The organism is Stenotrophomonas sp. CC22-02 (genome assembly GCF_004365115.1).
Classification (GTDB): Bacteria; Pseudomonadota; Gammaproteobacteria; order Xanthomonadales; family Xanthomonadaceae; genus Stenotrophomonas; species Stenotrophomonas forensis.
Map to the genome: position 1 here is coordinate 1,234,302 of NZ_SOCO01000001.1, position 21,428 is coordinate 1,255,729.

The 21,428-nt window shown below is 65.4% G+C and carries 22 protein-coding genes and 1 other RNA gene; 12 read left to right on the forward strand and 11 right to left on the reverse strand.

Going from position 1 to position 21,428, the window contains the following annotated elements; translation table 11 throughout:
• The first annotated feature begins 50 nt into the window (after nt 1-50).
• From N440_RS05940 to N440_RS05960, 5 genes are all read left to right on the forward strand, one after another.
• The gene (locus tag N440_RS05940) at nt 51-1,274 is read left to right on the forward strand and encodes an efflux RND transporter periplasmic adaptor subunit (protein WP_040008003.1); all 1,224 of its coding nucleotides are present in this window, start codon (nt 51-53) and stop codon (nt 1,272-1,274) included.
• 126 nt (nt 1,275-1,400) lie between these two features.
• Nucleotides 1,401-4,571, forward strand: a complete 3,171-nt coding sequence (locus tag N440_RS05945; protein ID WP_049456792.1) for a multidrug efflux RND transporter permease subunit — start codon at nt 1,401-1,403, stop codon at nt 4,569-4,571.
• A 64-nt stretch (nt 4,572-4,635) separates the two neighbouring features.
• Nucleotides 4,636-5,373: an SDR family oxidoreductase gene (locus tag N440_RS05950; RefSeq protein ID WP_133934397.1), complete on the forward strand. Its 738-nt coding sequence runs from the start codon at nt 4,636-4,638 to the stop codon at nt 5,371-5,373.
• Nucleotides 5,367-6,788: an efflux transporter outer membrane subunit gene (locus N440_RS05955; protein ID WP_133934398.1), complete on the forward strand. Its 1,422-nt coding sequence runs from the start codon at nt 5,367-5,369 to the stop codon at nt 6,786-6,788. The genes N440_RS05950 and N440_RS05955 overlap by 7 nt, the downstream gene beginning before the upstream one ends.
• Before the next feature lie 248 nt (nt 6,789-7,036).
• Complete coding sequence (locus tag N440_RS05960; protein ID WP_008264756.1) at nt 7,037-7,300, forward strand: hypothetical protein; 264 nt, start codon at nt 7,037-7,039, stop codon at nt 7,298-7,300.
• An 18-nt stretch (nt 7,301-7,318) separates the two neighbouring features.
• Here N440_RS05960 and N440_RS05965 read toward each other — a convergent pair whose 3' ends face one another.
• From N440_RS05965 to ssrA, 8 genes are all read right to left on the reverse strand, one after another.
• The gene (locus tag N440_RS05965; RefSeq protein WP_133934399.1) at nt 7,319-8,173 is read right to left on the reverse strand and encodes an endonuclease/exonuclease/phosphatase family protein; all 855 of its coding nucleotides are present in this window, start codon (nt 8,171-8,173) and stop codon (nt 7,319-7,321) included.
• Nucleotides 8,174-8,310: 137 nt separating this feature from the next.
• Nucleotides 8,311-8,556, reverse strand: coding sequence for a hypothetical protein (locus N440_RS05970; protein ID WP_133934400.1), 246 nt, complete (start codon nt 8,554-8,556; stop codon nt 8,311-8,313).
• 25 nt (nt 8,557-8,581) lie between these two features.
• A complete protein-coding gene (locus tag N440_RS05975; RefSeq protein WP_243831290.1) occupies nt 8,582-8,821 on the reverse strand; it encodes a hypothetical protein in 240 nt (79 codons plus the stop codon).
• 118 nt (nt 8,822-8,939) lie between these two features.
• On the reverse strand, nt 8,940-9,173 hold the full coding sequence (locus tag N440_RS05980; RefSeq protein WP_133934402.1) for a hypothetical protein: 234 nt from the start codon (nt 9,171-9,173) through the stop codon (nt 8,940-8,942).
• A gap of 87 nt (nt 9,174-9,260) precedes the next feature.
• Nucleotides 9,261-9,965 carry a PA1136 family autoinducer-binding transcriptional regulator gene (locus tag N440_RS05985; protein ID WP_133934403.1) on the reverse strand — a complete coding sequence of 235 codons (705 nt, stop codon included), beginning with the start codon at nt 9,963-9,965 and terminating at the stop codon, nt 9,261-9,263.
• Between the two features lie 5 nt (nt 9,966-9,970).
• The gene (hchA, locus tag N440_RS05990) at nt 9,971-10,843 is read right to left on the reverse strand and encodes a glyoxalase III HchA (RefSeq protein ID WP_133934404.1); all 873 of its coding nucleotides are present in this window, start codon (nt 10,841-10,843) and stop codon (nt 9,971-9,973) included.
• Nucleotides 10,844-10,927: 84 nt separating this feature from the next.
• A complete protein-coding gene (locus N440_RS05995; protein WP_133934405.1) occupies nt 10,928-12,937 on the reverse strand; it encodes an alpha/beta hydrolase in 2,010 nt (669 codons plus the stop codon).
• A 303-nt stretch (nt 12,938-13,240) separates the two neighbouring features.
• Nucleotides 13,241-13,633, reverse strand: a transfer-messenger RNA (tmRNA) gene (ssrA, locus tag N440_RS06000).
• Nucleotides 13,634-14,876: 1,243 nt separating this feature from the next.
• On the opposite strand from ssrA, the gene N440_RS06005 reads away from it, so the two are divergent.
• From N440_RS06005 to N440_RS06015, 3 genes are all read left to right on the forward strand, one after another.
• Nucleotides 14,877-15,677 (forward strand): hypothetical protein, encoded by an 801-nt coding sequence (locus N440_RS06005; protein ID WP_133934406.1) that lies wholly within the window; start codon nt 14,877-14,879, stop codon nt 15,675-15,677.
• Nucleotides 15,678-15,684: 7 nt separating this feature from the next.
• Nucleotides 15,685-15,987, forward strand: coding sequence for a hypothetical protein (locus N440_RS06010; RefSeq protein ID WP_133934407.1), 303 nt, complete (start codon nt 15,685-15,687; stop codon nt 15,985-15,987).
• 229 nt (nt 15,988-16,216) lie between these two features.
• Nucleotides 16,217-16,789, forward strand: coding sequence for a hypothetical protein (locus tag N440_RS06015; protein WP_133934408.1), 573 nt, complete (start codon nt 16,217-16,219; stop codon nt 16,787-16,789).
• 117 nt (nt 16,790-16,906) lie between these two features.
• Here N440_RS06015 and smpB read toward each other — a convergent pair whose 3' ends face one another.
• Complete coding sequence (gene smpB / locus N440_RS06020; protein ID WP_040007975.1) at nt 16,907-17,410, reverse strand: SsrA-binding protein SmpB; 504 nt, start codon at nt 17,408-17,410, stop codon at nt 16,907-16,909.
• Between the two features lie 57 nt (nt 17,411-17,467).
• Here smpB and N440_RS06025 point away from each other — a divergent pair, with 57 nt between their 5' ends.
• Entirely contained in the window at nt 17,468-17,893 is a 426-nt protein-coding gene (locus N440_RS06025; protein ID WP_032959119.1) for a type II toxin-antitoxin system RatA family toxin, read from the forward strand.
• A gap of 3 nt (nt 17,894-17,896) precedes the next feature.
• Nucleotides 17,897-18,154 (forward strand): RnfH family protein, encoded by a 258-nt coding sequence (locus N440_RS06030; RefSeq protein ID WP_008268432.1) that lies wholly within the window; start codon nt 17,897-17,899, stop codon nt 18,152-18,154.
• A gap of 36 nt (nt 18,155-18,190) precedes the next feature.
• Here the strand turns inward: N440_RS06030 and bamE are convergent, their stop codons facing one another.
• Complete coding sequence (bamE, locus tag N440_RS06035; RefSeq protein ID WP_006434042.1) at nt 18,191-18,583, reverse strand: outer membrane protein assembly factor BamE; 393 nt, start codon at nt 18,581-18,583, stop codon at nt 18,191-18,193.
• Nucleotides 18,584-18,686: 103 nt separating this feature from the next.
• On the opposite strand from bamE, the gene fur reads away from it, so the two are divergent.
• Entirely contained in the window at nt 18,687-19,094 is a 408-nt protein-coding gene (gene fur, locus N440_RS06040; RefSeq protein WP_005409235.1) for a ferric iron uptake transcriptional regulator, read from the forward strand.
• A gap of 58 nt (nt 19,095-19,152) precedes the next feature.
• Here fur and N440_RS06045 read toward each other — a convergent pair whose 3' ends face one another.
• A complete protein-coding gene (locus N440_RS06045; RefSeq protein ID WP_133934409.1) occupies nt 19,153-20,397 on the reverse strand; it encodes an SGNH/GDSL hydrolase family protein in 1,245 nt (414 codons plus the stop codon).
• Nucleotides 20,398-20,494: 97 nt separating this feature from the next.
• Here N440_RS06045 and N440_RS06050 point away from each other — a divergent pair, with 97 nt between their 5' ends.
• The gene (locus N440_RS06050) at nt 20,495-21,412 is read left to right on the forward strand and encodes a LysR family transcriptional regulator (RefSeq protein WP_133934410.1); all 918 of its coding nucleotides are present in this window, start codon (nt 20,495-20,497) and stop codon (nt 21,410-21,412) included.
• Nucleotides 21,413-21,428 lie beyond the last annotated feature (16 nt).

Sequence of the window (21,428 nt, forward strand, 5' to 3'; positions counted from 1 at the left end):
CGCAACACCTTTTCATATAGCTGTACCACCCCTCCGTACGGATGCATGCCATGACTTCCCCCAATACCACCCCACATCGTTTCGGCCATCGCATCGCGATGGTCGGCGTGTCGATCCTCGCCGCGGCCGTGCTTGCGGCCTGCAGCGGCGGCCATGCCGAAGAAGCCGGTGCACCGCCGCCGCCGCAGGTCAGTGCCGCGCCGGTGCTGGTCAAGCAGGTCAGCCAGTGGGACGAGTTCAGCGGCCGCGTCGAAGCGGTGCAGAGCGTTGAACTGCGTCCGCGCGTGTCCGGCTACATCGACAAGGTCAACTATGTCGAAGGCCAGGAAGTGAAGAAGGGCGAAGTGCTCTTCACCATCGACGCACGCAGCTACCAGGCCGAGTACGATCGTGCCGCCGCCGAACTGGCCCGCGCCCGCACCCAGGCCACGCTGGCCCGCAGCGAGTCCGAGCGTGCCAAGCGGTTGTCCGAGCAGCAGGCGATCTCCACCGAGACCGCCGAGCAGCGTCGCGCTGCCGCCGACCAGTCCGGTGCCGCCGTGCAGGCGGCGCAGGCCGCGCTGGACGCTGCCCGCCTCAACCTGGAGTTCACCAAGGTGCGTGCCCCGATCGACGGCCGTGCCGGCCGCGCGATGGTCACCGCCGGCAACCTGGTCACCGCCGGCGACAGCGCCAGTGTGCTGACCACGCTGGTCTCGCTGGATACCGTGTTCGTCTACTTCGATGCCGACGAAAGCACCTTCCTGCGTTACGCACAGATGGCACGCAAGGGCGAGCGCCCGAGCGAGCGCGACAGCGATCTGCCGGTGAAGGTCGGCCTGTCCGGTGAAGAAGGCTACCCGCATTCGGGCAAGGTCGACTTCCTCGACAACCAGGTGGCCCGCAGCACCGGCACCATCCGCGTCCGCGCGCTGCTGGACAATGCCGACCGCCAGTTCACGCCGGGCCTGTTCGCCCGCGTGCAGCTGCTCGGCAGCGGCCAGTTCCAGGCCATGCTGATCGATGACAAGGCCGTACTGACCGACCAGGACCGCAAGTACGTCTACGTGGTCGACAAGGATGGCAAGGCGCAGCGCCGCGACATCCAGCTCGGCCGTACCGCCGAAGGCCTGCGCATCGTCGAGCACGGGCTGGCTGCCGGTGACAAGGTGATCATCGACGGCGTGCAGAAGGTCTTCATGCCGGGCATGCCGGTGCAGGCCAAGGCCGTGGCGATGCAGCCACAGGCCGCGCCGGCACCGGGCCGCGATGCCACCGCCGCACTGAACCACTGATCCGCGTCTCCTGATCCGCGTCCCCGCTTAGCTGCCGGCGCCAGCGGCAGCCTTCCCTGCCTTCGTCATATCGGCGAGGGGCAGGATGGCTGTTGCCCGCCGACGGCATTTCCCAGGAATTCCTCCATGGACTTTTCCCGTTTCTTCATCGACAGGCCGATCTTCGCGGCGGTGCTGTCGATCGTGATCTTCGCCGCAGGCCTGATCACGATTCCAATCCTGCCGATCAGCGAGTACCCCGAAGTGGTGCCGCCGTCGGTGGTGGTGCGCACGGTGTATCCGGGCGCCAACCCCAAGGTCATTGCCGAGACTGTTGCCACGCCGCTTGAAGAAGCGATCAACGGCGTCGAAGGCATGATGTACCTGAAGTCGGTCGCCGGCTCCGATGGCGTGCTGCAGATGACCGTCACCTTCCGCCCGGGCACCGACCCGGACGCGGCGGCGGTGAAGGTGCAGAACCGCGTGGCGCAGGCGCAGGCGCGCCTGCCCGAGGACGTGCGCCGGCAGGGCGTGACCACGCAGAAGCAGTCGCCGACCTTCCTGATGGTGGTGCACCTGACCTCGCCGCAAGGCAAGTACGACACCCTGTACCTGCGCAACTACGCACGCCTGCACGTCAAGGATGCGCTGGCGCGTATTCCGGGCGTGGGTGACGCGCAGATCTTCGGTGGCGGCGACTACGCCATGCGCGCCTGGCTGGACCCGGACAAGGTGGCGTCGCGCGGCCTGACCGCCAGTGACGTGGTGCGCGCCATGCGCGAGCAGAACGTGCAGGTCTCGGCCGGCCAGCTCGGCGCCGAACCGCTGCCGAACAGCCAGTTCCTGACCCTGATCAACGCCCAGGGCCGACTGAAGACCGAAAAGGAATTCGGCGACATCGTGCTCAAGAGCGGCGTCGATGGCGAGATCGTGCGCCTGGCCGACGTGGCCCGCCTGGAACTGGGTGCCGGCGACTACACGCTGCGCTCGCAGCTGGACGGCAAGAACGCGGTCGGTATCGGTATCTTCCAGTCGCCGGGTGCCAATGCACTGGAGATCCGTGACCAGGTCATCTCGACGATGGACGAGATGCAGAAGACCATGCCGGCCGACGTGAAGTACGAAGCGGTGTACGACACCACCATCTTCGTGCGCGACTCGATCAAGGCCGTGGTCTCCACGCTGCTGGAAGCCATCGCGCTGGTGGTGCTGGTGGTGATCCTGTTCCTGCAGACCTGGCGTGCCTCGATCATCCCGTTGATCGCGGTGCCGGTGTCGGTGGTGGGTACCTTCGCCGCGCTGTACCTGCTGGGCTTCTCGATCAACACGCTGAGCCTGTTCGGCCTGGTGCTGGCGATCGGCATCGTGGTCGACGACGCTATCGTGGTGGTGGAGAACGTCGAGCGCAACATCGAGGAAGGCCTGTCGCCCACCGCGGCGGCCCACCAGGCCATGCGTGAAGTGTCCGGCCCGATCGTGGCGATCGCGCTGGTGCTGTGTGCCGTGTTCGTGCCGATGGCCTTCCTGTCCGGTGTCACTGGCCAGTTCTACAAGCAGTTCGCGGTCACCATCGCCATTTCCACGGTGATCTCGGCGATCAACTCGCTGACCCTGTCGCCGGCCCTGGCCGCGCGCCTGCTGAAGGCCCACGGTGCGCCGAAGGACGGCCCGAGCCGCCTGATCGACCGCCTGTTCGGCTGGGTGTTCCGTCCGTTCAACCGCTTCTTCAAGTCCAGCTCGGAGAAGTATGAGCGTGGCGTGGCCCGCATCCTCGGCCGTCGCGGCGCGGTGTTCGTCGTCTACGCGATCCTGCTGGTCGGTACCGGCGTGATCTTCAAGCTGGTGCCGCCGGGCTTCATCCCGACCCAGGACAAGCTGTACCTGATCGCCGGTGTGAAGCTGCCGGAAGGCTCGTCGATCGCGCGCACCGATGAAATGCTGCGCAAGGTCGCCAAGATCGCCCAGGAAACCGACGGCGTGGCCCACACCATTTCGTTCCCGGGCCTGAACGCGCTGCAGTTCACCAACACGCCGAACACCGGTGTGGCATTCATTCCGCTCAAGCCGTTCGCCGAGCGTCATGGCCGTACCGCCGCGCAGATCAATGCCGAGATCAACCAGAAGATCGCTGGGCTGCAGGAGGGCTTCGCGTTCGCGATGATGCCGCCGCCGATCCTCGGCCTGGGCAACGGCAACGGCTACCAGATGTTCATCGAGGACCGCGGCAACCTGGGTTACGGCGCACTGCAGAATGCCGTGCAGGCGATGCAGGGCACCGTTGCGCAGACGCCGGGCATGGCCTTCCCGATTTCCAGCTACCAGGCCAACGTGCCGCAGCTGGATGCGGAAGTGGACCGCGTCAAGGCCAAGGCGCAGGGCGTGCAGCTCACCGAGCTGTTTGACACCCTGCAGACCTACCTGGGTTCGGCCTATGTCAACGACTTCAACCAGTTCGGTCGTACCTGGCAGGTGATCGCCCAGGCCGACGGTCCGTTCCGCGAGACGGTCGAGGACATCGGCAAGCTGCGTACCCGCAACGACCGTGGCGAGATGGTGCCGATCGGTTCGATGGTCACCATCAAGCAGACCTTCGGCCCGGACCCGGTGCTGCGCTTCAATGGCTATCCGGCAGCGGACCTGGCCGGTGAAGCCGACCCGCGCCTGCTGTCGTCGGCCGAGGCGATGAACAAGCTGACCGAAATTGCCGGCAAGGTGCTGCCGGTGGGCATGACCACCGAATGGACCGACCTGAGCTACCAGCAGGCAACCCAGGGCAAGGCGGCCTTCATCGTGTTCCCGGTGGCGATCATGCTGGCCTTCCTGGTGCTGGCCGCGCTGTACGAGAGCTGGTCGCTGCCGCTGGCAGTGATCCTGATCGTGCCGATGACCCTGCTGTCGGCGCTGTTCGGCGTGTGGCTGACCGGTGGTGACAACAACGTGTTCGTGCAGGTCGGCCTGGTGGTGCTGATGGGCCTGGCGTGCAAGAACGCGATCCTGATCGTCGAATTCGCCAGAGAGCTGGAGATGGGCGGCAAGGGCATCGTTGAAGCCGCGCTGGAAGCCTGCCGCCTGCGTCTGCGCCCGATCGTGATGACCTCCATCGCGTTCATCGCCGGCACCGTGCCGCTGGTGCTGTCGCACGGTGCAGGCGCCGAAGTGCGCTCGGTGACCGGTATCACCGTGTTCGCCGGCATGCTGGGCGTGACCCTGTTCGGCCTGTTCCTCACTCCGGTGTTCTACGTCGCCCTGCGCAAGTTCGTCACCCGCAACGGCGGTGGCCAGCTGGTGCAGCACGGCGAGCCGACCATCCATCACTGACATGGAACCCCGTCGCCGCCGGTTACAGGCCGGCGGCGGCTTTCCCCTCACAAGGCATGCATCCATGAACACCCATCAGAACAAGATCGCGCTGGTTACCGGCGCTACCCGTGGCATCGGTGCCGAGACCGTGCGCCAGCTGGCGCAGGCCGGCGTGCACACCCTGCTGGCCGGCCGCAAGCGCGAGACCGCCGTGGAGCAGGCGCTGAAGCTGCAGGCCGAAGGCCTGCCGGTGGAAGCCATCCAGCTGGACGTGACCGATGCAGAGAGCATCGCCGAGGCGGTCGAGCAGGTGCGCCAGCGCCATGGCCGCCTCGATATCCTGGTCAACAACGCCGGCATCATGATCGAGAACCCGGCGCAGGCTCCCTCGGAACAGTCGCTCGATACCTGGAAGCGCACCTTCGATACCAATGTGTATGCGCTGGTGGCCGTGACCCAGGCGTTCCTGCCACTGGTCAGGCAGGCCAAGTCCGGTCGCATCGTCAACGTGTCCAGCATGCTCGGCTCGCAGACCCTGCACGCCGACCCGGCGTCGGGCATCTACGACTTCAAGATTCCGGCCTACAACGCCTCCAAGGCGGCGGTGAACAGCTGGACGCTGAGCCTGGCCTACGAACTGCGCAACACGCCGATCAAGGTCAACACCGTGCATCCGGGTTACGTGAAGACCGACATGAACGGTGGCAACGGCGAAATCGAAATCAGCGAAGGCGCACGCTCCAGCGTGGAAATGGCGCTGATCGGCGAATCCGGTGCCAGCGGCAGCTTCACCTACCTGGGCGAGGTGCTGCCATGGTGATCCGCACGTTGGCGATGGCCGTCTCCAGCCTGGTGCTGGCAGGCTGTGTCAGCGTCGGCCCGAACTACAAGGCGCCGGTGCAGGAACCGGTCGTCCTGCAGGGCGCACAGCAGCCGGTGTTCACCAGCACGTCGCCGGTGGCCAGCTGGTGGGCGCAGTTCGATGATCCGGTGCTGGAAGAACTGGTGCATGGCGCACTGTCGGACAACCTCGACCTGCGCGTGGCCGTGGCCCGCGTCAGCCAGGCCCGCGCGGTGTTCGTCGAAAGCCGTTTCGACCAGGCCCCGCACATCACCGCAGGCGGCAGCTACGACCGCCGCAAGCAACCCGATCCGCAGCTGGGTGGGCAGCGGGTGTTCAGTGAAAGCTACCAGCTTGGCTTCGACGCCGGCTGGGAGCTGGATCTGTTCGGCCGCAAGCGCCGCGCTGCAGAAGCCGCGCGTGCCGACCTCGATGCCGAGCAGGCCAACCTGGCCGACGCGCAGGTGCTGGTCGCCGCCGAGGTAGCACGCAACTACTTCGAGCTGCGCGGTACGCAGAAGCGCATTGCGGTGGCCCAGCACACCCTGGTCAATCTGCGCGACACGCAGAAGCTGACCGAGGCGCGCTGGGAGCTGGGTGCCGGCAGCGAACTGGACGTGCAGAGCAGCCGTGCCCGCCTGAAGGCGATCGAGGCCGACATTCCGCTGCTGGAAGTGGCCGAGACACAGTCGCGCAACCGCTTGGCGGTGCTGCTGGGGCAGCGCCCGGAAGTGCTCACCGCGATGCTCGCTCCGCACGAGGTGCCGGCGTTCGCCAAGGCATTGCCGCTGGGCGATACCCGCGAACTGCTGCGCCAGCGTGCTGACGTGCGCGTGGCCGAACGTCGACTGGCGGCGGCGACCGCACGTGTCGGCGTGGCCACCGCCGATCTGTTCCCGCGGCTGTCGCTGTCCGGTTTCGTCGGCTTCCTGGGTGGCGATGCCAGCGGTCTGGTCAACGGCAACAACAAGGCCTGGTCGCTGACCCCGTCGCTGAGCTGGGCGGCGTTCGATTTCGGCACCGTGCGTGCACGCCTGCGTGCCAGCAAGGCCGAGGCCGAAGGTGTGGCCGCGCAGTATGAGCAGGCGGTGCTGCTGGCGCTGGAAGACACCGAGAACGCACTGACCCGCTACTCCAAGCAGCAGGCGCGGCTGGCGATCGTGGTCGAGCAGGCGCAGGCGGCGCGGCGTGCTGAATCGCTGGCGCAGATCCGCTATCGCGAGGGCTCGGAAGACTTCCTGACCCTGCTGGACGCGCAGCGCACGCAGCTGGCCGCCGACGATGCATTGGCTGCGGCCGAGGCAGAGGTGAATGTCAGCGTGGTGGGTGTGTACAAGGCATTGGGCGGCTGGGGACAGTCGCCGCAGGCGCCCAGCGTGGCGCAGCTGCAGTAACCCCGAGGGGACGGAGGCGGTAGCGTCCGTCCCCTTCCTGGTTCAGGGCCAGTGAACGACAGCCGGGAAGGGGGCCGATGTCTTCGGCGATCAGGTGCTGGCCGTCGCCGCTGAATCCGCAGTTCGGCAACCGGGGCCGGGTAGCGCGATGCAGGCTGTGGACGTTGTCACAGTCATGACGTTTCTGACTCTGCCGGAAGCCGTGTCCGCCGTGTAACTAGTGGGGCAGGCTCTTGGGAGGACAGGTGATGACCGATGGCAAACGGGATACCCAGCGCATGTTGTTCGGAGATCCGGGGCCACCCGGCGCAGGGCTTTCGGTGGCAGTGGTGGTGCTGATGGTGCTGGCGGCGATGGCGGCAGCGATCGGATTCATCCGGCTGCCGGATCCGCTGCTCGGCCTGGGACTGATCGGCGTGGCCGTGTTTCTCGCCGTCGGCGCTCGCATCTGCCAGGCACGCGACCAGCATCAGGCGCTGTACCGCCTGTTGTCACGGCAGCCGCCACCGTAGCGCGGCTGCCGTGCAGGTTCAGGACTTCGGCCAGTCCAGCTCGACCACCAGCGGGAAATGATCCGACGGCAGCACGCCGTCGATGCGGCGGTCGTCGGTGAGGAAGCTGCGTGCATGGAAGCCGCGCACCAGCACCCAGTCCAGCTGCACGCTGGCCTTGCCGGTGAAATCATGGAAGGTCAGGCGCGGGCCTTGTGGTGCCTTCACCTGGGTGCGGGTGTCCTGCAGCACGCGGGTGAACGCCTTGTAGGTATCACCGCCGGGTTCGCTGTTGAAGTCGCCGGTCAGCACCACCGGCAGGTCGGCCGGCAGGGTGGCCAGGCGCTTGCCGATCAGCTCGGCACCCTTTACCCGGCGTGGCTCGTCCTCGTCTCGGTAGGGCAGGTGGGTATCCATGAAGTAGAAGCGACGACCATCCTCCAGGCGCCGGAACAGCGCCCAGGTGACCATGCGCGGATACAGGTTGCCCCAGGTGATGCTGCCGGGTACGTCCGGCGTATCGGACAACCAGAAATTGCCGGATGCCTCGATGGCCAGCACCTTGCTGTCGTAGAACACGCCCATGTGCTCGTCGCCGTTGCCGCCACGGCGGCCTTCGCCGAACCAGCGGTAGCCGGGCAGGTGCTCGGACAGGTAATCGGCCTGTTCCTTCACCAGTTCCTGGGTGCCGATCACCGCCGGATGCGCATCGAGGATGACCTTGACCATCGCATCGCGACGGTCCGGCCAGCGCTTGCCAGGCTCGGTATCGGCCGGGGTGCGGACATTGAACGACATCACTTTCAGCGGCGCGGGCGTGGCCGCCCAGGCGAAGGCAGGCAGAGCAAGTGCCAGCAGCGCGCACAGCGCCCGGCGGTGGAAACGCGGCAACATCGTGGAATCCCTCCATTCCATGAAAACGGTTTCACAGAGCATGCCATGGAAGGCGAGGGCAGCGGTATGCCGGGATGGGCGGCTGGCAATGCCGGGCGGGCGCTGAAGGCCCCGCCCGGCGGATCGCGTGAGCGCGATCAGGGATCGTAGATCATCCCGTTCTCGTCACGGTTGTAATGCCCGGTTGCCTCGCGGGTGCCGTCGTCGTAGACCACGTACGACGTACAGCGCTGGTGGTACACGTTGCCTGCGAAGCGGAAGGGCACGCATTCTTCCTGGACCTCGACGACTTCGGCGGCCGTCGTGGTGGCGACGGGGGCCAGCGAAGCCAGAGCCAGCAGGGCCACCCATGAACCGACCGACAGAATCTTCTGCAGCTTCATGCATACGCTCCTTGTCAATGATGGATTACATCAGGTACGGATTGCCGTACTCGTCGATCCAGTATTCGGTGAGGAAGATGTCGCCGTCCGCATCGGGCAGGGTCACGATGCAATGCTGGTGGATGCGATAGCGCTCCACTTCAAACGGTTCGCAGCGCGTCACGCTGCCCGGCGGGCTGGTTACCCCGGCAATGGCGTTGCCAGTCGACATCATTCCGGCGAACGCCACGGTCAGTGCGGCCATCGAGGCCAGGTGCAGTTTCATGGTCATCATCCTTGTGTCTGCAATCGCGCATCTGCGCGTTGTCGTGCAACGTCCCGCGACGTGTGGGAGTTGCTGCATGCGCGCCGGCCCGATGGGCGACCCGGCGCATTTCCCCGGCTCAGTCGCGCAGGTAAGGGTTGCCGTACTCGTCGATCCAATATTCGGCTGTGTAGACGTTGCCGAATTCATCGGTGTACGTTTCCGTGCAATGGTGGTGGACGCGGTTGCGGTCCACATTCACTGGCACACAGGAAACATTCTCTCTCGGGACCCCTGTGTTGGCGTCCGCCACCGGAGCCAGGGTTGCACTTGCCACCACCAACGCGGCCATCGCGGCCAGTTGCAGTTTCATAAGCATCATCCTTGCTTCTGCAATCGCGCACATGCGCACGGGGTGTGTATCACGCGATACCCGACCACCGGAAGTGCCTCGCTACGATCAGTCCTCGATCTCGCCGCGACGAGTTGCAGCGCGTACCGCCTGCGCGGTAGTCGCCACACCCAGGCGCTGGCGTGCATGGCGCAGGTGGTTTTCCACGGTGCGCGCGGAAAGCCCGAGCGTGGCGGCGATCTCCGCCTGGCGACGCCCGGCAGCGACCCAGCGCAGCACCTCGCGCTCGCGCGTGCTCAGCAGGCTTCCGGAAAGCGCTGCGGGAACTTCAGCCAGACGGCGTGCGGCGCGGAATGCTGCGGTTGCAGCAGCCTCCAGCTGCAGGCGTGCGCCGGCGGATGCATCGATGGAGGTGCCTGCGAAACTGATCGCACCCTCCAGCCCGGTGGTACCGAACACCGGCACCTGCAGGCCATGCAGGCCTTCGCCACGCGGTTGCTTCACCACCTGGTAGCGCTCACCGCGCAGCCCTTGGCGTTTGCTCCAGAAGAACGGCGCGTCGCTGTCCAGCACATGGCGATTGACCGGGCAGGCATGCAGATAGCGGGCGAGGTCGGCATCGCCGCTCTCGCCGAGCCAGTCGCCGTGGATCCAGTACACGCGCTGCGTGCCGCGCTCCAGTCCGGTGCCGGTGGCGAACACCAGCACGCGGTCGTAGCCGAGTGGTGCGGCGATGCTGTGCAGTACCGCGCCCACCGCGTCCAGCGAGCGGGCGCGTTCCAGCTCGAGCAGCGCCTGCACCAGTGTGGTCATCCCGATCAGCGCCCGGCCAGTGCGTCGAGCAGCTTGCGTGCGGCAAGCTTGCCGAGCGCGTTGCCTGCCAGCGGGCTGTCACCGGTCAGCAGCAGGCGATCCTGCAGCACGCTGCCATCGATGCCCTCGTTGACGATCTGCACACCCTGCTGTGCCAGCCGCTCACCGAAGAACCACTGCAGCTGTCCCGGCATGTAGCCGATCTCCGGTGTCTGCCGGTCCATCGCATCGGGGAAGGCGCAGATGCGGTAGCCGCGGAACATCGAATCGCCATCGGCTTCGTCGACGCCTGCGGCCAGCAATGCCGCAGGGCCGTGGCAGAGGGTGATGATGTGGCGTTGCTCGGCCATCGCCCAATGCAGCACTGCCTTCACCGCGCGGCTCTGCGGCAGCCCGATCAGCGCGCCGTGGCCGCCGGGAATGAACACCGCCGCATAGTCCGAACCGGCCCCCAGTGCGGCCACGACGTCGTCCAGCGCCAGCGGCTGGCGGAAGCGTTCTTCATAGCGTTCGTACAGCCCGCCGATCTCCTTGTCCTCGTGCGGGAAGGCCCACCACTCGAACTTGGCGGCGTTGCCCGACAGCGTGGCCACGTCGATGTCGAAGCCGGCCTTGTCCAGGTGATACATCGGCAGCAGGGTTTCCACCGGATGGTTGCCGGTGGAGAACAGATGGCCGTTGGCGGTAGGCAGGTAGCGCTCGTCGGCGGCGATCATCAGCACCTTCCAGCGACCATCGCGGCGTGCGTCCGGATAGTCGGCACCGGAGAGGTTGCTCTTCGGCGACGTGAACTGCGACAGCGAGTACGGCGACGGGAAGAAGGCATCGCGCTCGGCCGGATCGGGGCTGGGCTGGCGGCTGGGCTCTTGCGTGTTCATGCGGACCTCCTGCGGGATACGTAAGGCCAGCATAGAAGCGCGGATGCGCACGCGCGATGAGGGATTTCCCTCAGTCGCCCGAGGCTATCTGGCGGCTGCCTCGTGCTGCTGCATGTCCTCGTGCAGGATCCGCCGCAGCTCGATGATGGCGGGCGTGGCTTCCTGCACGCTGTGCCCGGACACGATCACCTTCTCCGACACGGCGTTGGGCAGGTGCGAGCTCCAGTACGGCACCAGCCCGTCATCGGTCTTTTCCAACGGCCCGTCGGCCTTGGCGCGGGCGATGATCGAGTGGTACTGCACCTTGGGCGCCATCGGCAGGTCAGCCACGGCGCGGACGAACGCGTCGTCCTTGTCCAGGTTCTGGATGCTGTTCATCTGGTAGCCGTGCTTGCCATCGTTGCGGTCGACCTGGCCATCGTTGGCGATGGTGGCGACGTCTTCCAGCACGGTCAGCGGCAGCCGCACCAGGCGACCGATCCAGCGGCCCAGGCGGGTGCCGGCGACGTCGGTGCCACGGTGCGGCGTGGCGATGAACACCACCCGTGATACTTCCGGTTCTGGCAGGAAGGTCAGTACCGGCGCCCCGCGGGTGCGCAGCAGTTCGCGCTGCGCCGGTGTCATCTGCGCAGTGGCCAGCAGGGTATCGACCAGGTGGTCGCCGGACGACGAGACCATCAGCCGCGCGATCACCCCGCCCATGCTGTGCCCGACCAGCACCATGTCATGCGAGGCCTGCGCCTTGCCGCTGGGGTCGAAGTGATTGAACACATCGGCCAGCGTGTGGCGCATCGCATCGTGGCTCATCGCGATGGGCATGTTGGTCGGGTAGTAGAACTGCCAGATCTGGAAATCCTGGCGGATCTCGTCGTCGCGCATCAGCTCGTTGGCAACGTTGACCCAGGCTTCCGGGCTGCTGGCCAGGCCATGGATCATCAACAGCACGCGGCGGTTGGGATCATAAGGCTGCATCATGTACAGGTGCGGCGTGTCGATGCCGCCCTTGCCGCCGAACAGCGAGCGCAGCGACTGGTGGCTGAAGTTGGATCTCGCCAGCCACAGCGCGTAGCCGGCGGTGAAGTTCGCCGCCAGCGGTACCTCCTGCCCGTGCAGGGTGACTTCAGTGACCTGGTAGGGGTCGTGGATCTCCAGTTCCGGCTCGTCGTCGTGCAGCACTTCCCATAGATTCTTTCCGGAGAAGCGCAGCAGCACCGTCATCGACGGCGAAGGCATCTCGCTCCAGCTCTGCGTGGTCGCAGTGGCGGCGTGCGTGGCGGGTGCCGAAGTGGCTGTGGTGCCTGCCGGATCATCCATCACCGCCACCAGCTCGGCGCCGAAGCCGTCGCGGCGGTGCACGCTGCGCAGCGTGCCGGTGAATGACAGCGAAGCGGCCGGCACCAGCTCGGTCGGCGTGCGTGTGTCCAGCGGCGACGCCTCGGTGGAAGGCGCCAGCACGAAGGTCCAGCGGCCCAGCTGGAAATGACTGGCCTCACTGTGCACGCGGCCGGTCGCGTAGGCGTTGTACAACTGCACCGAGGCTTCCTGCACGGCCAGGTTGTAGTAGTCGCGCACCTGCGTCTGGCGGTCTTCGAAGCCGCGCTGGTTGGCGGTGCGTTCGGTGAAGAACAGATAGGCATAGGCCTGGCGTGCGACCTGCATCCACGCATCCAGGCGAGGTTGGAAGTCGGCGTCCAGTTCGGTGATCGCGGTCTTGGCGCGGCCCGACGCGGAGTACTCGCGCTTGGGGGCAGGCAGGGTCATCGCGTACTGCAGCCACAGTTCGGCCAGGCTCGAACGCTTGTCTTCCTCGCGCACCACGATGCTGCCTTCCATCGCCTCGATGCAGGGCAGGCCGGGCTTGGCACAGACGCCCTCATCGAGGCCCGCCACGCGCAGGGTCTCGGTGGTCGCTGCGCTGAGCTTGCCGGAGGTGAGGATGTCGCCGCGCTTGAGGGCGATGTACTGCCCCGGTGTGACCGAGGCCACCTGTACCGACGGCCCGAACTGGCGCAGCGTCGCGCAACCGCCCAAGCTGAGCAGCACGGTGATGATGAGGGTCGTGCGGCCGATGAAGCCCAAGCCCGTGGTAGCCATACGATCCTCCTGCGCGGTGGCGCCACTCTAGCGTCCGGCCTGTCAAAGCGGAAGATACCGGGCGGTCGGTTTGTGCCTTGAAACCACCGCCATGCAAGCGATTCAGGCATTCGCGTGTGACACTGCGGTGAATGCAGGCATGCAAGGACGGCGATGCGTTGGCATCGGCTATGCCGTGGTAAAGGAGAGGGTGCGTCATCCGGATCATGCAGCCACACTGCCTGCATGAAAAACAGGCACAAAAAAGCCGGAACCCCGTTGATGGAAGATCCGGCTTCTTGCGGCCTCGACAGGCCATACAGATGGTGGAGGTGGGCGGAATTGAACCGCCGTCCGAAGGCACTCCATCCCCAGCACTACATGCTTAGCTCGCCGTTAAATCTCGTCCCCGAACAGCACGGCGTGCAAAGCGCATCCGGGAACCAGCCTGTTGTGTTCTAGTGCCGGACTGACAGGCAGCCGCCCAGCGCGATTCCATGATAATGACTCTACGCTGCGAGCATGGACACAAGCAGTTTCGAGGCTCCGCCTAAGTCGGCAGAAGGTCACGCACCGCAGTTTTTAGGCTGCGAGAGCGACCGGAGCGTAGTTGTCGTCGTTGGCAACTAGAGTTTTGCAGCTGGATTTACGAGGAAAGCTACCCCCTCGGCATGCGCCAGGCGACTTCACAACCCCCGTCGAAACCAATGCACCCCCGGTTTCTTCAAGTCTTGCAAGGCTTTCAGGCCCTTGGTTGATCATGGATCGACCAAGAACCCGCCTAACGATGCGAATGGTACGGCAATCTTCCTGAACAGTCACGCGGCGGCGATTCAGCCGGCAGCTCATGCGTCGGAGGGGGGCAGGAGGTGATGGTCGGGGCCAGTGTCACCGCCAAGGTTGGGGGCCGCCTCAACCCGGACAAGATCTGGTGAGTGCTGGACGGTGTCGCCCGGCCAATCGGTGACATGCGTACGGTTGTGCGAACCCGTTGGCATCAGCACTCCTGGGCGCTTACGGCACTATCAGTGCCAATTGCCGGCCCATGATTTTCATGTTCGATCCGCTTCAGAGGTGAAAGCGCGCGGGCCAGTTCGAGAGTCGGGTCGTTCACCGATTGACGCTGCCATCCTGGGGCTGGTAAAGGTGGGCAGGGGTCAAGGGAGGTGGATTCAAGGTCGCAAGGAGTGCAGGGAGAGTTTTTGGAGTCCCCTTGCCGATGAGTTCCAGCCAAAGCATAAGGAATGCAAATGAAGGGAAGGATTGCCCTGCGGGCAGTGGCGATTGGCGTGACGTCTTTCTCGGCTTACTCCCAGGCTGTCACTCTGCTGCCGGTCAAGGTGACTGCGCCACGAATGGGTGGTGGTCAGTTCAGTTGTCACGGAACTGCGTGTTCTAGCGCAGTCAATCAGGAGTCGTTCGCTGCCCATCAGCGGTTTCTTGAGGAGAACGCACGGTATCCCGATGAGCCGCCAGAGCTAGATCAGGATCGAGTCTGCAGAGCCATGCGCACAAGCCGCCCTTCAAACTGCGATTATGGATCCCCTCCATCTGTGCCCGGATTCAGCCCTGGGTGGGTGCCGAACGGGTGTGGTACTGGGCCTCGAGCGAACTGGTTTCTGGATCGCGCGCTTTCTCAGTCTAATTCGTCAAGCTATTCGGGAGATCTAAACGCGCCGTTCGCGGGCGTGAGTTTTCTGGCGGCATGCAATAGCCATGACGCCTGTTGGGGGAGCGCGATGCATCGAGCTTCATGTGATATCCAATTCGGCGAAGCACTGACTTCCGCTTGTTCGGGACAGGCCACTCCGGAATCCTATAACGTATGTGTGGGTTATGCGGGGATGTATCACGGCGCCGTTTCAACTACGAATGGGTCAAATGAAGCTTACGCAAGGGCCGTTAATGAGAATTCGTGCGCCGCTTGGGTTTATGGCATGAAAGCTAATGGGTGTGCGCCATGAAAGCAAAGGTTGGCGTAGGATTGGTTGTTTCTATTGCAGTTTCCTCAATTTTTCTGGTTGCTTGCAGGCAGCCCCCGGAGCAATTGGGCAGCCAGCCGGAGCTGAGTTCCAGTGACTCTGATCGCGGGTCTGGAGGCGGGATTCCTGGAAAGGCGGCCCCTGAAAAGGGGAGCGAAGAGGGCAAGCGATCAACGTTCAAGTGGGAGGGTGATGGCTCTTCGTTGACCATTGAGCAGCGTGGATATCTGGCCAATCTCTCGATCCGATACAGCAATATCTTTACCGGCCTGGAAGGAAAGCCGCAGGCCGAGGTTGATGCTTTGGGGTTCCCAACTGCCGAGGAATGGCTGGATGCAAGGAATCTTACGGACGACGAACTACTCGATAGGGCCCGGCGTGGAGATGTCAAGGCGAAGGCGTTTTATGTTGACAGAAACGTAGCAAGGCTTGAGGACCTGCTGTCATCTTCCGGGGCTGAAAGTCTCAGTGAAGTATTTCAAGCTTCGCCCGCCGCTCGGGGCGAGTACCAGCAGTTGGTTGTCGATACACAGGTCGCCGCTGCGGGGATTCTCAAGTTCCAACCCAGTCCATTCGCTGCGTACTTGTATGGGCATACTAGTGCAGTGATTGGTGGGATGCAGTTCCCCTATGCTGCTGCGATTGCAGTGGCCGGTGACTTGGGGGATGCCCGGTCGGCTGCATTGCTTCAGGCTTATTCGAACAAGGTCGGGGCAATGGATTCAGATGCTGTAATGAGCAGCTATAAAAGTATGCGGAATACCGCGGGCTTGAAGTGAGGCGCACATGCAGATCTTCGTGGTGCTGATTATTTTCCATTTGGCAGTGGTGATAATGTCGATGCCCGCCCTCGTTCGTCATTGGCACGGGTGGGCGTATTCTGCTGGCGTCGCGGCGCTGGTATTGCTGTCTTTGGCTCCCGTTTTTTCAGCGTTTTTTGTTGTGAGTGGCGTGCCATATTTTAATCGGCATGTTCCTGTTGCAGTTCTGGCTGGATTGCTCTACGTGGCCAGTTTCCTTGCGTCGGTGATATCCGTTCTCATCTATTCCAGGCAAGCTCGCCGCCCTGCTTGTCGGCCGGAGCAGTAGTGCCGTCGGTGGCGCAGGAAGGTATCGATGGGAAACGGCCAGGCACTGCTGTGGCCAGAGCACGCCAATCCAATGCCTTCCTCGCTACGGCAGAACAGCTGAACAGTCACCTTGGCCATCCACAGGGCGTTGTAGTGCTGCGGCCATAGCGGATTGGTAACGTCATTGGCACGAATTTGCGACACACTGGCAACGAACATCCGAGCCATGACAGACACGGAGACGGTGGGTGACCGAGGCAAGCCAACAACGCAGCCTGCGACAGCTGGTCGGACCGGTCGGTGCCGATTACCAGCGGCGCGCGCTGCCCCCCGGCTGGGTCTGGGCGCTGCTGGCGCTGCTGCTCGCAGCCACCTGGCTGACCGAACTGCCGGCAACGGCAGCGGCGGCGCTGGTGGCCAGTGCGGTGGTGGTGCACTGGGCGCAGCGCGGCCGCACTCATTGGTTGGGGTGGCGACTGCCGGGCCTGGCGGTGCTGGCGGCCCTGCTGTGGGGGCCGGAGGTGTTGTCGCAGTGGTTCGAGCACGGCCTGGCCGTGGTGCTGATGTCGCTGGCCAGCCTGAGCATCGGCGTGCATGTGTGGCAGTCGCGGCAGGTCGCCAGGCAGCTGCAGGGCGCGGCCGATGCGCTGGACGATAACCAGCTGCTGGCACTGCTGCCGGATGATGCGGCCCGGCTCGCCCAGCAGTGGCGCGCGGGCGATGACCGCCACGCGCCTGAACTGGCGGTGGTGATGCACCTGGCGGTAATGCACGCGGCGCTGGCCCCGCGAATGCGGAAGCTGGGCGCGCTGGCCGGTTGACCGGCTTGTAGAGTCGAGCTTGCTCGACTGATTCTTCTCCAAGCCGAGCATGGCCCGGCTCTACAGAAGGCCAAAGCAGTCGAGCAAGCTCGACTCTACAGGGGCATGCGCAACCGCTTACGCGTCGCGGTTGCCGCGACGCATCACGCGCTGCTTCTCGATCGCCCAGTCGCGGTCCTTGGCGGCATCGCGCTTGTCGTGGGTCTGCTTGCCCTTGGCCAGCGCGACTTCGAGCTTGATCTTGTTCTTGCTCCAGTACATCGCGGTGGGCACGATCGTGTAGCCATCGCGCTCGACCTTGCCGACCAGCTTGTCGATCTCGCTCCGGTGCAGCAGCAGCTTGCGCTCGCGCCGGTCGTTGGCCACCACATGGGTCGAGGCCTGGATCAACGGGGTGATCTGCGCGCCGATCAGGAAGATCTCTCCATCCTTGACGTAGGCGTAGGCGTCGACGATGTTGCCGCGGCCCGCACGGATCGATTTCACCTCCCAGCCCTGCAGGGCCAGGCCGGCTTCGAAGCGATCCTCGATGTGGTACTCGTGGCGGGCACGCTTGTTCAGCGCGATGGTCTTGTTGGCCGTCGCGCTCTTTGCTTTATCCTTGCCGCTGTTCTTGCTCATTTCCGTATTGTCTCCGATTCGGGCCCGCCCGGTCGATTGCCGAAACGTCCTGTATTCATGCCTACTATCCGCCGTAGCGCCCTGGTCGAACATTCGGCCGCGCGCATGTTCGACCTGGTCAACGATGTCCAGGCCTATCCGCGCCGTTTCCGCTGGTGTTCGGCCGCCCAGATCCTGGAGCAGGGCGAAGACCGGCTGGTGGCGCGCCTGGACCTGGGCCTGGGCTCGTTCAGCACCTGGTTCCAGACCGAAAACACCCTGCAACGCCCGCACAGCATCGACATGCAGCTGCGCGATGGCCCGTTCAAGCAACTGCACGGCCGCTGGGAATTCCATGCGCTGGCCGAAGATGCCTGCAAGGTCACCCTGACCCTGGAGTTCGAGCCCAGTTCGCGCCTGCTGGGCCCGGCCCTGGCGATCGGCTTCCAGGGGCTGGCCGATCGGATGGTCAACGATTTCGTCCGCGTCGCCGACGAGGGCTGAGCGATGATCGAGGTCGAGGTGGTGCTGGCCTGGCCGCAGCGGGTGCTGTCGCGCCGGCTGCAGCTGGAAGAGGGCGCGACCGTGGCCGATGCCATCGCCGCCGCCGCGCTGGACGGCACTGCCGGATGCCCGGCGGTGGCGGTGCATGGCGTGCTGGCGCGCCCGCAGCAGGTGTTGCAGGAAGGCGACCGCATCGAGCTGCTACGCCCGTTGCTGGCCGACCCCAAGGACAACCGCCGGCGGCGAGCGCTCGGCGGTTGATGCCCGCGCCCCGTCCGAGTGGACGGGCAGGGCGCCTCAGCGGCCCTTCTTCTTCTTGTCCTTCGGCAGGTTGCGGCCGAACTGGCGCACGGTCTGCTGGGCCAGGGCCTTGTCGTTGCCCGGGAAGTAGTCGCCTTCCCAGCGGGTCACGGTGTCGTTGTCGAAGAACACGACGAAATTCTTCACCTCGGTACGGCCCAGGCGGTTCACGCGCTGGCTGGAGGTGTAGTCCCAGCGCTGGGCGTGGAACGGGTCGGGGATGGACGGGGTGCCCAGCAGCGCGGTGACCTGCTGCTTGCTCTGCCCGACCTGCAGCTTGGCCACGGCATCTTCCCGGATCAGGTTGCCCTGATAGATGGGTTGCTTGTAGATGATGCCGCACCCGGTGGTGGACAGGGCGACGGCGGCGACCAACAGGAGATTGCGCATCGGGACTGGCGGTTGGGGAAATCAAACCGATGATACACTCCCGGCGTGCCACCGCGACCCAATCCGAGGCAGCTGGCGCTAAATCGCCAATGAACGGAGACCTATGGAAACCCACGACCTGCGTAAAGTCGGCCTGAAGGTGACCCATCCGCGGATGCGGATCCTGGCGCTGCTCGAGCAGCGCAATGCCCAGCACCACATGACCGCCGAAGACATCTACCGCCAGCTGCTGGAGCATGGCGACGAGATCGGCCTGGCCACGGTCTACCGGGTGCTGACCCAGTTCGAGGCTGCCGGCCTCGTGCTCAAGCACAATTTCGAAGGCGGCCAGGCCGTCTACGAGCTGGACCGCGGCGGCCACCATGACCACATGGTCGACGTGGACAGCGGCAAGATCATCGAGTTCGAAAGCCACGAGATCGAAGAGCTGCAGCGCAAGATCGCGGCCGATCACGGCTACGAGCTGGAAGAGCACTCGCTGGTGCTGTACGTGCGCAAGAAGCGCAAGTAAACCGTCCCGGCCAGCCGGACGCGACAGAACCCCGGGCTTGCCCGGGGTTTTTCGTTGTTCACGGTAGATCCGCGCCATGCGTGGATGGCGCCATCAATACCTCCAGATCCACCGCCTCGGCCATTGCCTGGTTGCCGGCATCGCCCGGATGCAGGTGGTCGCCGGAGTCGTAGGCCGGCGCCATCCGTGACGGATCGGCCGGGTCGCGCAGGGCCGCGTCCAGATCGATCACCGCGTCGAAGGGGCTGTCCGTGCGCAGCCAGGTGTTGAGCTGTTGGCGCAGCGCCTCCTTGTCAGGCTGGTAGTAGTCGTCCAGCGGCGTGCCGGGCAGGGCGTCGGCGAAGGGCGGCAGGGTGGCGCCCAGGATGCGTAGACCCCGCCGATGGACCTGTTCGGCCAGCGCCCGATAGCCGTCCTGCAGTTCGGCCAGCGTAGGACGTGCCTGCTGCCGGGCGAAGGCGGTGCCGGGCCAGCTGATGTCGTTGATGCCGATCAGCACGATCACGCTGGCCACGCCGGGCTGTTCCAGTACATCGCGCTGCAGGCGGGCCAGAACCGACTCGCCCATGCCGTCACGCAGCAGCCGGCCGCCGGAGATGCCTGCGTTGACCACAGCGACGCCCCGGGGTGCCAGCCGCGCGGCCAGATGGTCGGTCCAGCGCTGGTCCTGGTCGAGGCTGGCGGTGGCGCCGTCGGTGATCGAATCGCCGATCACCACCACGCTGCGTGCGCTGGCGGCGGCTTCGACCTCGATCCCGGTCAGGAACAGGCGTGCGGTGGTGGGGGTGGCCCGATCCAGGTCGCGCGTCTGGCTCTGGTCGCCGCCGGCGATCCAGCTGGTCTGGCGGCCGTCCCAGTGGAAGGTCTGCAGCGGTGTCGGCCCCGGCACGAAGACGCTGACCTGCAGGGCCTGCTGATTGCCGGTGGGCAGGGCCAGCGGATCGCTCAGCCGTTCCTGGCCCGGGCCAATCAGCACGGCGGGCTGGCCGTCGAAGTGGAGCGGCTGTGGTGTCGCGCCCGGTCGTGCGGCCACGCTGGCCGCTCCTATCCGCAGGGGGTGCGTGCCGTAGGCATTGCTCAACCTTACCCGCAGGCGCGGGCCGCCCAGGCTGATGCGCGCGGTCTGGCGGAAGGTCTGGTCGTGCAGCGATGCCGGGATCAGGGCCGGGAACAGGAAGTCTGCGCCCCACACCGGTTGCGGGCTGGCCTGCCAGCTGGCCACCCAGTGCGGGGCAGGGGCGGCGCTGGCGGCGCCGGACAGGGCGAGCAGGGCGCTGGCAGTGAGCGTGCGGAGGCGGTCCATGGAGCGATTCCGGGGAAAGGAGCCGCCATGGTGATTCCGCCCTCATCTGTGAACTAGACTGCGCATGGACAATCATCTGTGAACTGGATTCATCGCCATGGCGCGACCCGACATCAACCGATCCGGCGAACTGGAAGTCTTCGTGCGGGTGATCGAGACCGGTGGCTTTTCCGCCGCCGCCCGCACCCTGGACATGACCCCGTCGGCAGTCAGCAAGCTGGTGGCGCGGCTGGAACAGCGGCTGGGCACCCGCCTGCTGCAGCGGTCCACCCGCCAGCTGCAGCTGACCCCGGAAGGCTGCGCGTTCTATGAGCGCGGCCTGCGCGTGCTGGCCGACCTGGAGGAAGCCGAACGCTGTGCCAGCGCCCACGCCGAGCCGCGCGGGCGGCTGCGGGTCAATTCCAACGTGCCGTTCGGCCAGCACTTCCTGTTGCCGCTGCTGCCGGCGTTCCTCGAGCGCAACCCGCAGGTGGGGGTGGACCTGACCCTCAACGACGAGGTGATCGACCTGCTTGAGCAGCGCACCGACGTGGCGGTGCGCGCCGGCCCGCTGAAGAGTTCCAGCCTGGTGGCACGGCGATTGGGCGCGACGCGGATGATGATCGTGGCCGCACCGGCCTACGCGCAGCGGCACGGCCTGCCGCGCGATCCTGAGGAGCTGCAGTCGCATAACCGGCTGGACATCGGGCATGCGCGGGCGATGCAGGGCTGGCCGCTGCTGCAGGACGGTCGTGAGCGCATGCTGCTGCCCAGCGGCAACGCCCGTGCCAGCAATGGCGATGCGCTGCGCCAGCTGGTGCTGGGCGGGCTGGGCATGGCGCGGTTGGCCGCGTTCCAGGTGCAGGCCGACATCGCCGACGGGCGCCTGCTGCCGGTACTGGAAGAGGCCAATCCCGGTGACCTGGAGGAGGTGCACGCGGTGTTCCTGGGGCAGGGTGGCTATCTGCCGCTGCGGGTGCGCGCCTTCCTCGATTTCCTGGTGGAGAACGTCGATCTGACGCAGCCACGGGGGTGAAACGGCGATTGTAGAG

Excerpts from the sequence above, each read along its gene's own strand:
- N440_RS05940 (WP_040008003.1), top strand. The coding sequence starts at position 51 with ATGACTTCCCCCAATACCACCCCACATCGTTTCGGCCATCGCATCGCG.
- N440_RS05945 (WP_049456792.1), top strand. The coding sequence starts at position 1,401 with ATGGACTTTTCCCGTTTCTTCATCGACAGGCCGATCTTCGCGGCGGTG.
- N440_RS05950 (WP_133934397.1), top strand. The coding sequence starts at position 4,636 with ATGAACACCCATCAGAACAAGATCGCGCTGGTTACCGGCGCTACCCGT.
- N440_RS05955 (WP_133934398.1), top strand. The coding sequence starts at position 5,367 with ATGGTGATCCGCACGTTGGCGATGGCCGTCTCCAGCCTGGTGCTGGCA.
- N440_RS05960 (WP_008264756.1), top strand. The coding sequence starts at position 7,037 with ATGACCGATGGCAAACGGGATACCCAGCGCATGTTGTTCGGAGATCCG.
- N440_RS05965 (WP_133934399.1), bottom strand. The coding sequence starts at position 8,173 with ATGTTGCCGCGTTTCCACCGCCGGGCGCTGTGCGCGCTGCTGGCACTT.
- N440_RS05970 (WP_133934400.1), bottom strand. The coding sequence starts at position 8,556 with ATGAAGCTGCAGAAGATTCTGTCGGTCGGTTCATGGGTGGCCCTGCTG.
- N440_RS05975 (WP_243831290.1), bottom strand. The coding sequence starts at position 8,821 with ATGAAACTGCACCTGGCCTCGATGGCCGCACTGACCGTGGCGTTCGCC.
- N440_RS05980 (WP_133934402.1), bottom strand. The coding sequence starts at position 9,173 with ATGAAACTGCAACTGGCCGCGATGGCCGCGTTGGTGGTGGCAAGTGCA.
- N440_RS05985 (WP_133934403.1), bottom strand. The coding sequence starts at position 9,965 with ATGACCACACTGGTGCAGGCGCTGCTCGAGCTGGAACGCGCCCGCTCG.
- hchA (WP_133934404.1), bottom strand. The coding sequence starts at position 10,843 with ATGAACACGCAAGAGCCCAGCCGCCAGCCCAGCCCCGATCCGGCCGAG.
- N440_RS05995 (WP_133934405.1), bottom strand. The coding sequence starts at position 12,937 with ATGGCTACCACGGGCTTGGGCTTCATCGGCCGCACGACCCTCATCATC.
- N440_RS06005 (WP_133934406.1), top strand. The coding sequence starts at position 14,877 with ATGAAAGCAAAGGTTGGCGTAGGATTGGTTGTTTCTATTGCAGTTTCC.
- N440_RS06010 (WP_133934407.1), top strand. The coding sequence starts at position 15,685 with ATGCAGATCTTCGTGGTGCTGATTATTTTCCATTTGGCAGTGGTGATA.
- smpB (WP_040007975.1), bottom strand. The coding sequence starts at position 17,410 with ATGAGCAAGAACAGCGGCAAGGATAAAGCAAAGAGCGCGACGGCCAAC.
- N440_RS06025 (WP_032959119.1), top strand. The coding sequence starts at position 17,468 with ATGCCTACTATCCGCCGTAGCGCCCTGGTCGAACATTCGGCCGCGCGC.
- N440_RS06030 (WP_008268432.1), top strand. The coding sequence starts at position 17,897 with ATGATCGAGGTCGAGGTGGTGCTGGCCTGGCCGCAGCGGGTGCTGTCG.
- bamE (WP_006434042.1), bottom strand. The coding sequence starts at position 18,583 with ATGCGCAATCTCCTGTTGGTCGCCGCCGTCGCCCTGTCCACCACCGGG.
- fur (WP_005409235.1), top strand. The coding sequence starts at position 18,687 with ATGGAAACCCACGACCTGCGTAAAGTCGGCCTGAAGGTGACCCATCCG.
- N440_RS06045 (WP_133934409.1), bottom strand. The coding sequence starts at position 20,397 with ATGGACCGCCTCCGCACGCTCACTGCCAGCGCCCTGCTCGCCCTGTCC.
- N440_RS06050 (WP_133934410.1), top strand. The coding sequence starts at position 20,495 with ATGGCGCGACCCGACATCAACCGATCCGGCGAACTGGAAGTCTTCGTG.